This is a genomic window from Lysobacter sp. K5869 (assembly GCF_018847975.1).
Lineage (GTDB): Bacteria > Pseudomonadota > Gammaproteobacteria > Xanthomonadales > Xanthomonadaceae > Lysobacter.
The window spans coordinates 408263-420859 of record NZ_CP072597.1 but is presented as its reverse complement, the minus strand read 5'-3'; the positions used below and the strand labels follow the sequence as shown (position 1 = coordinate 420859).

At 68.2% G+C, this 12597-nt stretch carries 11 protein-coding genes; 5 read left to right on the top strand and 6 right to left on the bottom strand.

All coding sequences use genetic code 11. The annotated features are described in order from the left end of the window. Positions 1-67: 67 nt before the first annotated feature. The gene (locus J5226_RS01810) at positions 68-1015 is read right to left on the bottom strand and encodes a lauroyl acyltransferase (RefSeq protein ID WP_215838162.1); all 948 of its coding nucleotides are present in this window, start codon (positions 1013-1015) and stop codon (positions 68-70) included. Positions 1016-1149: 134 nt separating this feature from the next. Here J5226_RS01810 and dtd point away from each other — a divergent pair, with 134 nt between their 5' ends. The 4 genes from dtd to J5226_RS01790 all read left to right on the top strand — a co-directional run bounded on the left by dtd (position 1150) and on the right by J5226_RS01790 (position 4666). Then, entirely contained in the window at positions 1150-1590 is a 441-nt protein-coding gene (gene dtd / locus J5226_RS01805) for a D-aminoacyl-tRNA deacylase (RefSeq protein ID WP_215838161.1), read from the top strand. A gap of 92 nt (positions 1591-1682) precedes the next feature. Next, positions 1683-3551 (top strand): RNA polymerase sigma factor RpoD, encoded by a 1869-nt coding sequence (rpoD, locus tag J5226_RS01800; RefSeq protein ID WP_215838160.1) that lies wholly within the window; start codon positions 1683-1685, stop codon positions 3549-3551. 123 nt (positions 3552-3674) lie between these two features. Continuing rightward, positions 3675-4184 carry a hypothetical protein gene (locus tag J5226_RS01795; protein ID WP_215838159.1) on the top strand — a complete coding sequence of 170 codons (510 nt, stop codon included), beginning with the start codon at positions 3675-3677 and terminating at the stop codon, positions 4182-4184. Continuing rightward, the gene (locus J5226_RS01790; protein WP_215838158.1) at positions 4181-4666 is read left to right on the top strand and encodes a hypothetical protein; all 486 of its coding nucleotides are present in this window, start codon (positions 4181-4183) and stop codon (positions 4664-4666) included. Before J5226_RS01795 ends, J5226_RS01790 begins: the two co-directional genes overlap by 4 nt. A gap of 36 nt (positions 4667-4702) precedes the next feature. Here J5226_RS01790 and J5226_RS01785 read toward each other — a convergent pair whose 3' ends face one another. From J5226_RS01785 to J5226_RS01765, 5 genes are all read right to left on the bottom strand, one after another. Next, positions 4703-5068: a nuclear transport factor 2 family protein gene (locus J5226_RS01785; RefSeq protein WP_215838157.1), complete on the bottom strand. Its 366-nt coding sequence runs from the start codon at positions 5066-5068 to the stop codon at positions 4703-4705. 228 nt (positions 5069-5296) lie between these two features. Beyond that, positions 5297-6511 (bottom strand): AGE family epimerase/isomerase, encoded by a 1215-nt coding sequence (locus J5226_RS01780; protein ID WP_215838156.1) that lies wholly within the window; start codon positions 6509-6511, stop codon positions 5297-5299. Continuing rightward, positions 6508-7536: a carbohydrate kinase gene (locus J5226_RS01775; RefSeq protein ID WP_215838155.1), complete on the bottom strand. Its 1029-nt coding sequence runs from the start codon at positions 7534-7536 to the stop codon at positions 6508-6510. The genes J5226_RS01780 and J5226_RS01775 overlap by 4 nt, the downstream gene beginning before the upstream one ends. Continuing rightward, on the bottom strand, positions 7536-8834 hold the full coding sequence (locus tag J5226_RS01770) for a sugar MFS transporter (protein ID WP_215838154.1): 1299 nt from the start codon (positions 8832-8834) through the stop codon (positions 7536-7538). Before J5226_RS01770 ends, J5226_RS01775 begins: the two co-directional genes overlap by 1 nt. Then, entirely contained in the window at positions 8831-9877 is a 1047-nt protein-coding gene (locus J5226_RS01765) for a LacI family DNA-binding transcriptional regulator (protein ID WP_215838153.1), read from the bottom strand. The genes J5226_RS01770 and J5226_RS01765 overlap by 4 nt, the downstream gene beginning before the upstream one ends. Positions 9878-10132: 255 nt before the next feature. Here J5226_RS01765 and J5226_RS01760 point away from each other — a divergent pair, with 255 nt between their 5' ends. Beyond that, the gene (locus tag J5226_RS01760) at positions 10133-12577 is read left to right on the top strand and encodes a GH92 family glycosyl hydrolase (protein ID WP_215838152.1); all 2445 of its coding nucleotides are present in this window, start codon (positions 10133-10135) and stop codon (positions 12575-12577) included. The last annotated feature ends 20 nt before the right edge of the window (positions 12578-12597 follow it).

The following is a 12597-nucleotide window of genomic DNA, read 5'->3' as shown; positions in this document are numbered from 1 at the left end:
CGGATCGCTCGCGTCCGCGCGCGGGCGTCGCGAGCCGGCTCGCGCGCGCTGGCGCGGGCGGTTCGGCTCAGCGACGGTCGGTTTCGATCGACCGATACGGATTGTCGCGCCCGTCGCCGGACGGACGCAGGGTGTAGCGCTTGTACGTCCACTGGTACTGCGCCGGATCGCGCCGGGCGATGCGTTCCACCGCTTGGTTGAGCGCGGCGCAGGCGCGGCGCGGGTCGGCGTCGGCGATGCCGTCGGGCGCGGCTTCGATGCGCAGGGCGAAGCCCGGCCCGTCGGGATGCTGGTCGATGCGTTCGCAATAGCAGAACAGCACGGTCGCGCCGGTGCGTTCGGCGAGCCGGCCGAGCAGGGTCATGGTCAGCGCCTGCACGCCGAAGAACGGCGCGAACTCGCCGTCGCCGGCCTTGGGCTGCTGGTCGGGCAGGATGCCGACCACGCCGCCGGCGCTGAGCCGTTTCCACAGTTGGCGCACCGCCGAGCCTTCGGCGCGCACCTGGGTCACCCGCTCGGCGTCGGTGTCGGCGCGCACGAGGTTCAAGAACGCCTCGCCGACCGGCGACTCCGGCGGCTTGTACAGGATCGCCAGCGGCGTGCGCATCGCCAGCCATTGGTTCAGCAGCTCCCAGTTGCCGTAATGCGGCGCGGCCACGATCAGCCCCTTGCCCGCGGCCAGGGCGGCGTCGAACAGCTCGGTGCCGTGCTGCTCGCGCAGCAGGCCGAGGTTTTCGGCGTGCGGGCGGGTCCACAGGCGCACGGTTTCCACCGCTTGCCGCGCCGTGGTGCGCACGATCGCCTGCTGCCACTGCTCGCGCTCGGCCGGCAGCAGCTCGGGGTAGGCCAGGCTCAGGTTGACCCGGGCCACTCGCGCCTCGCGCCCGTCGCGGCGCTGCCAGACCGAGGCCACCGCGTCGCCCAGGCGTTGCTGCCAGGACCACGGCAGGCGGCCGATCAGGCTGGCGAAGAAATACAGGACGCGGGCGGCGGCGCGGGCGGTGGCGGGGCTCATGCCGGCGAGTGTAGCCGCCGCGCCCACGCCGGGGTTCGCGCGGGCGCGGCGGCGAATGCGAACGAAGGCCGCCGTAGCCAGCGCGTTGCAGGCCGTACACTGGCGATCCCTGAACTTAGAGGCGGTGCGGCGGCATGCTGAGCTTGATCCAGCGGGTGAGCGAGGCGCGGGTGACGGTCGACGGCGAAACGGTCGGGGCGATCGGGCCGGGGTTGCTGGCCCTGGTCGGGGTCGAACCGGGCGACGGCGAGGCGCAGATCGCGCGGATGGCCGAACGTCTGCTCGGATACCGTGTATTCGCCGATGAGGCCGGTCGCATGAACCGGGGGCTGGCGGACACCGGCGGCGGGCTGCTGCTGGTCAGCCAGTTCACCCTGGCGGCCGACACCAGCAGCGGCATGCGCCCGGGCTTCAGCACCGCGGCCGCGCCGGGGCTGGCTGAACCGCTATTCAACCGTTTGCTCGAAACCTGTCGGCAACGTCATGCAGGAGGGGTGGAAACCGGCCGCTTCGGCGCCCATATGGTCGTCAGCCTGGTCAACGACGGCCCGGTCACTTTCCTCCTCCGGTCCTGATCCGGCCCGCCGCCCCCGCATTGTCCGGGTCGGGGGCGCCGGACCTGATATACTGGAGCGTTCCCTACCCTCAAAGCGCGGTGGCGCAGCCCATGGCCAACGAACGTCAGCCCCCTCCGTCCGATATCAAGCTCCTGATCTCCAAGGGCTTGGAGCAGGGCTATCTGACCTATGCCGAGGTCAACGATCACCTGCCCGACGATCTGGTCGACGCCGAACAGATCGAAGACATCATCGGCATGATCAACGGCATGGGCATCGAGGTGCACGAAGTCGCGCCCGATGCCGAAACGCTGTTGCTCGCCGACGGCAACACCGGTAACCGCGAAGTCGACGATACCGCCGCCGAAGAAGCCGCGGCCGCGTTGACGGCGCTCGACGGCGAAGGCGGCCGCACCACCGATCCCGTGCGCATGTACATGCGCGAGATGGGCACGGTCGAGCTGCTGACCCGCGAAGGCGAAATCGCCATCGCCAAGCGCATCGAGGAGGGCCTCAACCAGGTCCAGGCCTCGCTCGCGCTGTACCCGGGCACGATCCAGCTGATCCTCGACGATTACGAGCAGCACAAGGCCGGCAAGAAGCGCCTCGCCGAAATCGTGGTCGGCTTCAACGACCACCTCGACGAAGAGCCCGAGCCGCCGGCTCCGCCCGCGCCCGCGGCCGAGGATTCCGATGCCGACTCCGACGAGGACGAGGAAGAAGAAGCCGGCGGCGGCGACGAAGAGGCCGAGGAGACCGCGTCCGGTCCCGATCCGGTCGAAGTCGCCGCGCGCATGGAGGCCATCGCCGACCTGCACGCCAAGTTTCACAAGGCCCACGCCAAGTACGGCGCGGCGCACAAGAACGCGACCAAGCTGCGCGAAGAGATCGCGGCGGTGTTCATCACGCTCAAGCTGCCGCTGGCGCTGACCGACACGCTGATGCGCAACCTGCGCGAAGTGGTCGGCTCGATCAAGGACCGCGAGCGCAAGATCCTGGATCTGGCGACCCGCGTGGCCAAGATGCCGCGCAAGGACTTCATCCGCGCCTGGGAAGGCAACCAGACCAATCTGGAGTGGGTGGACGAGCTGCTCAAGCGCAAGCAGAAGTGGTCCTCGGGCCTGCGCGACGTCAAGGACCAGATCGTGGCCGAACAGCAGGCCACCATCGAGCTCGAGACCAACTCGCTGCTGACCCTGGAAGAGCTCAAGGAAATCAGCCGCGCCGTCGCTTACGGCGAGGCCAAGGCGCGCAAGGCCAAGAAGGAGATGGTCGAGGCCAACCTGCGCCTAGTGATCTCCATCGCCAAGAAGTACACCAACCGCGGCCTGCAGTTCCTCGACCTGATCCAGGAAGGCAACATCGGCCTGATGAAGGCGGTGGACAAGTTCGAGTTCCGCCGCGGCTTCAAGTTCTCGACCTACGCCACGTGGTGGATCCGTCAGGCCATCACCCGTTCGATCGCCGATCAGGCGCGCACCATCCGCATCCCGGTGCACATGATCGAAACGATCAACAAGCTCAACCGCATCAGCCGCCAGATGCTGCAGCAGTACGGCCGCGAAGCGACGCCGGAAGAGCTGGCGAAAGAAATGGACATGCCGGAGGACAAGATCCGGAAGGTCATGAAGATCGCCAAGGAGCCCATCTCGATGGAGACTCCGATCGGCGACGACGAAGACTCGCATCTGGGCGACTTCATCGAGGACACCAACGTGGAGTCCCCGGTGGAAGCGACCACCAACATCAACCTCTCCGAGACGGTCCGCGACGTGCTCGCCGGGCTGACCCCGCGCGAGGCCAAGGTGTTGCGCATGCGCTTCGGCATCGACATGAACACCGACCACACCCTGGAAGAGGTCGGCAAGCAGTTCGACGTGACCCGCGAGCGCATCCGCCAGATCGAAGCCAAGGCGCTGCGCAAGCTGCGCCACCCGAGCCGGTCGGAACAGCTGCGCAGCTTCCTCGATATCGACTGATCGGTCGGGCGAGTCCGCGTACGAAGAAACAGGCCCCGCTCGCGGGGCCTGTTTCGTTTGGGCCATTTACCCGGGGCGGTGTTATCTTCGCTGCGCAGACGGTACGGCCGCAAAGGGGCGTGCATGGAAGATGACGTTTACGCCAAGGGAATCGATCCGGCGGTCGCCGCGCTCGACCCCGCCACGCATTCGTCGTTGCCCTGGTTCACGCTCAGAGCCATGTTCGTGGCGAGCCTACTGGCGACGCCGGTCGCCGGCGTGTGGATGATTGCGCTGAACTACCGCGCACGCGGCAATCGTGGCTGGGCATGGTTCTCGTTTGCGATGGCGGCGCTGCTGATCGCTCCGACGGTGGCGTTCGTCGATTACGGGGCGATGGCCATTAGCTACAACCATGATCCGCAGCGAGTGCCGTTGCAGATGGGCGCGTTGTTGGCGCTGCAGGCTGCGGCCGTCATGGCCGTCGGCTATATCCTCCAGGGCGACGAATTGCAGGCCCGTCGCCGGCGCGGTTTGCCGCGGAGCTCATGGTGGGCGGCCTGTATCGTTTCCATTGTCGCGATGGCGTTGCTACTTATCTATCTGCTGGCGCCCGCGTTCTTGGCCGGGCTCGCGGCCGGGGTGCGTGCTTGAGCGAGCACGACATCTGGTCTGCGCCCAAGACCGAGGTGGCGGACGATCCGCGCGCATCGTCAGCTTCCCGGCTGTTCGGCGCCGAACAGATCGGCGTCGCCAGCCTCTTCGGCGGCCTGCTCGCCGGCGCATTGATGCTGTGCTGGAATCTGCGCTCCTTGCGGCGTAGCTCGCGGGCGAACACGCTCATCGGCCTGTCCGTGGTGGTGTTGTGGGCGTCGCCGTTAGCCTTCGCGGCGGTCGCGATCGCAACCTTGATGGAAGCAGAATCGATAGCGCTGGCGGCACTGATGGTCGCATTGTTGCAGCCGCTGTTGGCCTGGGGCGTAGCGATGACGCAACGGGCCTCCTGGCGCGCGCATCGAAGCGCGGGAGGCGCGTTGCGGCCGGCCTGGCACGCGCTCATCGCGGTGGTCTTGGCATGGCTGCCGGCGACGCTGCTCATCCTGGTTCTCGGCGTTATCGCACTAGTGTTCGGCTAAGCGGCGCACCGTGACGTACCGTTCGCGCTGGGTGCCTCAGCCGTAGAAGAACTGCTCGTGCACGATCTTGCCGTCGCGCACCTTGTACACCGCGACTTCGGACATCGGCATGCGGCCCATGCTCTTGTAGGTGGCGTCGATGCCCATGGCGAGGGTGAACCAATCGCCGCCGACGACCGGGTCGCTGCACCAGCTGCTGTGGATTTCGACCACGTCGTCCATGAACTTGCGGCCCTTCTCGCGGATCGCCTCCAAGCCTTCGACGTTGCCGAGCGGGCCGGACTGGTTGCCGGGCGCTTCGATGCTGACGGCGTCGTCGGCGTAGAGTTCGTCCTGGATCTGGGCGTGCTCGCCGGCGCGGCACAGTTCGACGTAGCGGTCGGCGATGCGCTGGATGTCCATGGCGGTGCTCCGGGATGAGGGGAGCGGCCAGGATAGAAGGGCGGATGTTGCGCGGTTGCGTAGGGAATGTCAGCGCTTCGGGGTGACGCGGGGCGTTTCCGACGGGCGGCGCATGAATGCGCGCATGGGGCGCTGGCGGTAGGAGCGGCGTGAGCCGCGACCGCGAACCCCCGCATACGACGCAAGCGAGGGTTCGCGGTCGCGGCTCGCGCCGCTCCTACAAGGGGCTTACGGGGCGCGCAGCCAGCGGATCACTTCGTAGCACGCGCCCATGGTGTGGTAATCGGTCTTGCCGGCGGGGCTCTTCTCGTCGCTGTACTTGCCGTTGCGGCGGTCGAGGATGCGATACCACGCGCCGTAGCGGTGATCGACCAGGTGCTGCCACGCATAGGCCCACAGCTTGTCGTACCACTGCCAGTACAGGTTTTCGCCGGTGCGCACCGCGAGCAGCGCCGCGGTGGCCAGCGATTCGGCCTGGACCCAGAAGTACTTGTCGTCGTCGCAGACCGCGCCGTCGGGCGCGAAGCCGTAGGCGAGGCCGCCGAATTCGTCGTCCCACGAGCGCGCGACCGCGGTGTCGAACAAGTGGCGCGCGGTCGGGACCAGCCACGCGGGCGCGTTGCCGCGCGCGGACAGGTGGCGGTCGAGGATCAGCAGCAGCTTGGCCCATTCGGTCTGATGGCCGGGCTGGAAGCCCCACGGGCGGAACAGGTGCTTGGGATCGTCGCGGTGATAATCCCAGTCGATGTTCCAGTCGCGGTCGTAGTGCTCCCACACCAAACCATCGCCTTGCGCGGCCTGACGCTGGGTCATGTTCTGCGCGAGCGTCAGCGCGCGCTCGAGGTAACGCGCGTCGTTGGAGGCTTCGTACGCCGCCAGCATCGCCTCGCACATGTGCATGTTGGCGTTCTGGCCGCGATAGCCGGTGAAGTTCCAGTCGGCGTCGGCTTCGTCGCGGTACAGGCCGTACTCGGGCTCCCAGAAGCGCGCTTCCAGCAGGTTCCAGGTTTCGTCCATCCATGCCGCGGCTTCGCCGATGCCGGCCTTGACCCCGCACGAGTACGCCAGCAGCACGAAGGCCACGCCGTAGCAGTGGTTCATGCGGTCTTCGGGCTGGCCGTCGCGGATCGTCCAGGCGTAGCCGCCGGTGTGCGGGTTGCGGTGCGCCTCGCGCAGATAGCGCAGGCCGTGGCGCGCGCGTTCGCGGTAGTCGTCGCGGCCGAATTCCACCGCCGCCATCGCGTAGTTGAAGACGAAGCGGGTCGAGCTGACCAAGTGCCGGTGCGAGGCGTCGTAGACGGCGCCATCGTCGCGGAAGTAATGGAAGAAGCCGCCGTTGGGATCGAGCGCGACCGGATCGTAGAACGCCATCGTGTCGCGGATGTGCGCCAGCAGCGTATCGGCCTCGCGGAAGTTCGGCAGCGGGTTCGACGGAAGATTCATGCGAGTTCCTGGGCTTGTTCCTGCATCAGCCGTTCGACGTCGGCGGCGCTGGGCATGGCGGCGAACGCGCCGTGACGGGTGGTGGCGAGCGCGCCGGCCGCGGCGGCGTAGCGCAGCGCGCCGACCAGATCGTCTTCGCGCTGGAGGAAATCGTTGAAGTTGGCCGCGTTCACGCCGAGCGCTATCAAGCGGCGCAGCAAGCCGCCGACGAAGGCGTCGCCGGCGCCGGTGGTGTCGCTGGGCGCGACCTTGAACGTCGCCACCGAACCGCTGCGGGTGCGCGTGTACCAGCGGATCGGCGTGGCGCCGTCGGTGATCAGCACGCAGGTCGCGTAGCCGTGCCACAGCCGCTGCAGCGCGGCTTCTTCGCCGCCGAGGTGGCGGGCGAGGAATTCGAACTCGCTGCCGCACAGCTTGATCAGATCGGCTTCCAGCAATGCCGCCAGCAAGCGCGGCGCGGGATCGAAACCGGCCGGCCACAGCGACGGGCGCAGGTTCATGTCCATGCTCACCAGCGCGCCGGCGAGGCGCGCGCGGCGCATGCCGGCGAGCGTGGCCGCGGCGATGGCTTCCTCGGTGAGGCTGTTGGAGCAGACGTGGAACACGCCGGCGTCGTCGAAACCGTCGTGGCGGAAGTCGCCGTCGCGGAACAGCAGATCGGCCGCGGGCGGACGATAGAAGCTGAAGCTGCGTTCGCCGTCGCCGTCGAGCGAGACGAACGCGAGCGCGGTCTTGGCTTCGCTGGTGCGGCGCACGTCGCGGGTGTCCACGCCGTAGCCGTTGAGCTGCTCGGCGATGAAATCGCCGAACATGTCCTGGCCGAGCATGCCGACGAAGCGCGCGTGCGCGCCCAGGCGCGCGGCGGCGACGGCGACGTTGGCCGGCGCGCCGCCGGCGTATTCGACGAAATGGCGCGGCTCGCCGGGGCTCTTGGCCGGACGGGCGAGGAAGTCGATCAAGGCTTCGCCGAAGCAGACGATCGCGCCGCTGGCGCGCTCGTCCGACGGCGTGGAAACGGCGGACATCAATGCATCACTCCCGAAGCTTGCGCGCTGGCGTGCTGGCCTTGGCCGGCGCGGATGCGCGAGCCGGACAGGCCGTACCAGACGATGAAGGCGTAGCACACCGCCGGAATCACGAACGAATGCTGGATGCCGATGCGGTCGGACAACACGCCCTGCAGCAGCGGAATCACCGCGCCGCCGACGATGGCCATGATCAGCAGGCTCGAGGCCTTGCTGGTCATCGGCCCGAGCCGTTCGATGGCGATGGTGAAGATGGTCGGGAACATCACCGAGTTGAACAGGCCGATCGACAGCACCGTCCACATCGCGACCGAACCCTGCGTGCTCATGGTCAGCGCCAGCAGCGCGATCGCCGCGACCGCGGCCAGCGCCAGCAGCTTGCGCGCGTCGACGAAACGCAGCAGCACCGCGCCGACGAAGCGGCCGACCATCGCGCCGCCCCAATACAGGCCGAGGTATTTGCTGGCGGTGGCGTGATCGAAGTGGGCGATCTGCGGTTCGGACAAGTAATTGACCAGGAAGCTGCCGATGGAGACCTCGGCGCCGACGTAGACGAAGATCGCGATCACGCCGAACAGCAAATGGCGCTGGCTCAACACCTCGCCGAAGCTGTGGTGGGCCGGGTCGGCGCTTTCGGTCGCTTCGGTCAGCGGCGGAATGCGCATCGTGTAGACGAACACCGCCAGCAGCACCAGGCAGCCGGCGATGATCATGTACGGGACTTGCACCGCCGCGGCCTCGTGGGCGCGGTAGGCGGCTTGATCGACGGCGCTCATCGCCGCCAGATCCGCAGCGCTGAGCACCGCGGTGGACAGGATCAGCGGGCCGATGAAGGTCGGGAACACCGTGGTGCCCAGCGAGTTCAGCGCCTGCGCCAGATTCAGGCGGCTCGGCGCGCCGGCCGGATCGCCGAGCAGGCTGATGTAGGGATTGGCCGACACTTGCAACAAGGTGATGCCGCTGGCGAGCACGAACAGCGCGCCGAGGAACAGCGGATACGAGGGAATGCGCGCGGCCGGGAAGAACAGCGACGCGCCGGCGGCGGCGACGATCAGGCCGATGACGATGCTGTTCTTGTAGCCGAACTTCGCCACCACCCGGCTGGCCGGCAGCGACATCAGGAAGTACGCGCCGAAGAAGGTCGACTGGATCAGCATCGACTGGGCGTAGTTCATGTTGAACACGGCCTTGAGATGCGGGATCAGCACGTCGTTGAGGCTGGTCAGGCCGCCCCAGGTGAAGAAGATCGTGGTCACCACCGCGAGCGCGGCGGTGTAGGACATGTCGCGACGGCTCATGCGGACTCTCCGGGCAGGTGCACTTCGCTGCTGCTGCGGGCCTGCAGACGCACCGGAGCGATGGTGTGGGCGCGCGGCATCGCCGGTTCGCGCAGGCGCTTGAGGATCAGCTCGGCGGCCTGGCGGCCGCGCGCGCGCGGATCGACCGCGATGGTGGTGAGCGGCGGCGAGGCGACGGCGGCTTCGGGAATATCGTCGAAGCCGACCACGGCGAAATCGGCGCCGGCGCGGCGGCCGCGCGAGACCAGTCCGGCCATCAGGCCGAGCGCGACCGCGTCGTTGTAGCAAACCGCCGCGGTCGGCGCGGGATCGCGCACGAACAGCGCGCCGGTCTGCTGCGCGGCTTCCAGGCGCGTGGGCGCGCATTCGACCAGCCACTGCGGTTCCGGCTCGATCCCGGCCTCGGCCAGCGCTTCGCGATAGCCCTGGCGGCGCTGCCGGCACGAGGACGAGTCGCGGTGGCCGCCGAAGAAGGCGATGCGGCGATGGCCGCGATCGAGCAAATGGCGCGTGGCGAGCCGCGCGCCGTGGGTGTTGTCGAGGGCGAGGAAGTCCCAGGTGGTGCCTTCGAGCTCGCGGTTGAACACCAGCACCGGCGTGCGTTCGCCGACCTGACTGCGCAGGCGCGTGCCGTCGCTGCCTTCGGCCGGCGAGAGGATGATGCCGGCCGGGTCGTGCTCGATCAGCGAGGTCAGCACCGCCTGCTGGCGTTCGACCGATTCGTTGGTGCTGCCGAGCAGGGTGACGTAGCCGGCCGTGGCCAGCCATTCGTCCACGCCCGCGGCGAATTCGGCGAAGAACGGGTTGGACAGGTCGTTGATGACCAGGGCCACGCCGGTCGACACCTTGCGCCGCAGATTGGCCGCGCCGCGGTGGTAGACGTAGCCTTGGCGCTTGAGCTCGGCTTCGACCCGGGCGCGGGTATCGGCATGCACCAGCGGGCTGCCGCGCAGCACCAGGGAAACGGTCGCGCGCGACAGGCCGCAGGCGCGGGCGATGTCGGCCAGGGTGACCCGGCCTCGGGGGGCGGGCGCGTCGTTCATCTTGGGCACCTCGCGGTGGGTGGTCGGACGGTCATGGGCCGGGCACGATCTGGAGAGGGGTTGAGCGCTTTTGGATCGTTCTAAATGCCGCCATCCTGCGGCCTGAGCCCCGTCGCTGCATTCTGCAATGCAGCATGAACACGTTCCGGGTGCGTGCTAGCTTGCCGATATTTAGAACGATCTAAAAGTGGCGGCCCGCCCCGCGGCCGGTCGCCGGTCCCATTCCCGATCACGAATGCTGACGGAGTACTGCGGATGGCCCGGCCGATCCAGTCCCGAACGACCCAGTTCCGAACGAGCCCGTCCCGAACGCGCCCGTCGCGAGCCGGCGCCCCCCCGGCGCCGGCCGGCCGCCTCCCGCGCTGGCGCCTCGCCGCCGCCGCCCTGGCCCTGGCCGCCGCCGCGTTCGCCGCCCCGGCCGCGCCCGCCGGCGACGCCGGCCGCCGCGCCTTCGAGGCGGTCGACCCGTTCATCGGCACCGGCGGCGAGGGCCACACCTTCCCCGGCGCCACGGTCCCGTTCGGCATGATCCAACTCAGCCCGGACACCGAGATCAAGCCGCGCAAAGAAGCCTACGGCTGGGCCGCCGGCTACCGCCACGGCGATCCGACCATCGTCGGCTTCTCCCACACCCATTTCTCCGGCACCGGCCATTCCGACCTCGGCGACGTGCTGGTGATGCCGATCGCCGGCGAGGTCAAGCTCGAACGCGGCGATTCCAAGACGCCGCGCAGCGGCTACCGCTCCGCGTTCCGCCACGACGACGAAGTCGCCCAACCGGGCTATTACGCCGTCACTCTCGACGACTACAAGATCCGCGCCGAACTCACCGCTAGCGAGCGGGTCGGCGTGCACCGCTACCGTTATCCGGGCGGGCAGGCGGCGCATCTGCTGATCGACTTGCGCACCAGCCTGTACGACTACCCCGGCAAGGTGCAGTGGTCGCGCGTGCGCCTGCGCGCGGACGGCACCGTGACCGGCTTCCGCGAAACCCGCGGCTGGGCGCCGGGGCGGCAGTTGTATTTCGCCATGCGCTTCTCGCGGCCGGTCAGCGGCCACGCCTTCCACGACACCGAAGCCGATGTCGTCTACAAAGGCTTCCCGCCGCCGGGCGAGAAAGACCCGACCCAGCGCGCGCAGATCGAAGGCCGCCAGCTCGTCGCCAGCCTCGATTTCAAGGACGCGCCGGGACAAGAATTGATCGTCAAGGTCGCGATCTCGCCGGTGAGCGAAGACAGCGCCATCGCCAACCTCGACGCCGAAGTGCCCGGTTTCGATTTCGACCGCGTGCGCGCGCAGGCGCGCGAGCGCTGGAGCGAGGCGCTGTCGGCGATCGACGCCGAAGGCGCCGAGCCGATGCGCAAGAGCTTCTACACCGCGCTGTACCACTCGCTGATGGGGCCGAGCTTGTTCATGGACAGCGACGGCCGTTATCGCGGGCCGGACAACGCCGTGCACGAAGCCAAGGGCTTTCGTTATCACTCCACGTTCTCGCTGTGGGACACCTATCGCGCGCTGCATCCGCTGCTGACCTTGGTGCAGCCGGAGCGGCGCAACAACGATTTCGTGAGCTCGCTGCTGGCGTCGCGCAAGGCCAGCCCGTACGGCATCCTGCCGGTGTGGGCGTTCCACGGGCAGGAGACGTGGTGCATGATCGGCTACCACGCCGTGCCGGTGATCGCCGACGCCTATATGAAGGACATTCGCGGCTACGACGCCGACGAAGCCTTGGACGCGATGGTCGCCAGCGCCGATTACGGCCCGTACGACGGCATCGCGCAGTACAAGCAACTGGGTTACGTGCCGATCGACGAAGAAGGCGAGGCGGCGTCGAAGACTTTGGAGTACGCGTTCGACGATTGGACCATCGCGCGCATGGCCGGGGCGATGGGACGCAAGGACGTCGCCGCGCGGTTCGAGAAGCGCGCCGGCAACTGGAAGCACGCGTTCGACGCGAAGACCGGGTTCATGCGCGCGCGCAAGCGCGACGGCAGTTTCCGCGAACCTTTCGACCCCAGCGTCAGCGGCTACGGCAGCGACTACACCGAAGGCAACGCGTGGCAGTACTCGTGGTACGTGCCGCAGGACGTGGCCGGTCTCGCCAGCGCGCACGGCGGCGCCGACAAGTTGATCGCGCGGCTCGACCAAGTGTTCGAGGCCAAGGTCGATCCGAAGATTTTCGCCCACATGGAAGACATCACCGGCCTGATCGGCTGGTACGCGCACGGCAACGAACCCAGCCACCACGTCGCCTATCTCTACGGCTACGCCGGCCAACCCTGGCGCACCCAGGAACGGCTCAAGCAGATCATGGACAGCCAGTACGCGCCGCGTCCCGACGGGCTCGCCGGCAACGACGACCTCGGTCAGATGTCGGCGTGGTACGTGTTCACCGCGCTGGGTTTCTATCCGGTGGCGCCGGCCAGCAACGAATACATCATCGGCCGCCCGTTCCTGCCGAAAGCCACGCTCAACCTGCCCAACGGCAAGCGCTTCACCGTGGTCGCCGAAGGTTTGGACGACGCGCACACCTACATCGGCGGCGCCACGCTCAACGGCCAGCCGCTGGATCGCGCGTTCCTGCGCCACGAAGAAATCGTCGCCGGCGGCGAGCTGCGTTTCGTCATGCAGGCACAGCCCAATCGCGACTGGGCCAGCCATCCGAAGCAGCGGCCTTATTCGATGAGCTCGGCGCGATGAACTGCGCGCGCAGGCCGCCT

Coding starts and splice junctions, on each gene's coding strand:
- J5226_RS01810 (WP_215838162.1), bottom strand. CDS start 1,015: ATGAGCCCCGCCACCGCCCGCGCCGCCGCCCGCGTCCTGTATTTCTTC.
- dtd (WP_215838161.1), top strand. CDS start 1,150: ATGCTGAGCTTGATCCAGCGGGTGAGCGAGGCGCGGGTGACGGTCGAC.
- rpoD (WP_215838160.1), top strand. CDS start 1,683: ATGGCCAACGAACGTCAGCCCCCTCCGTCCGATATCAAGCTCCTGATC.
- J5226_RS01795 (WP_215838159.1), top strand. CDS start 3,675: ATGGAAGATGACGTTTACGCCAAGGGAATCGATCCGGCGGTCGCCGCG.
- J5226_RS01785 (WP_215838157.1), bottom strand. CDS start 5,068: ATGGACATCCAGCGCATCGCCGACCGCTACGTCGAACTGTGCCGCGCC.
- J5226_RS01780 (WP_215838156.1), bottom strand. CDS start 6,511: ATGAATCTTCCGTCGAACCCGCTGCCGAACTTCCGCGAGGCCGATACG.
- J5226_RS01775 (WP_215838155.1), bottom strand. CDS start 7,536: ATGTCCGCCGTTTCCACGCCGTCGGACGAGCGCGCCAGCGGCGCGATC.
- J5226_RS01770 (WP_215838154.1), bottom strand. CDS start 8,834: ATGAGCCGTCGCGACATGTCCTACACCGCCGCGCTCGCGGTGGTGACC.
- J5226_RS01765 (WP_215838153.1), bottom strand. CDS start 9,877: ATGAACGACGCGCCCGCCCCCCGAGGCCGGGTCACCCTGGCCGACATC.
- J5226_RS01760 (WP_215838152.1), top strand. CDS start 10,133: ATGGCCCGGCCGATCCAGTCCCGAACGACCCAGTTCCGAACGAGCCCG.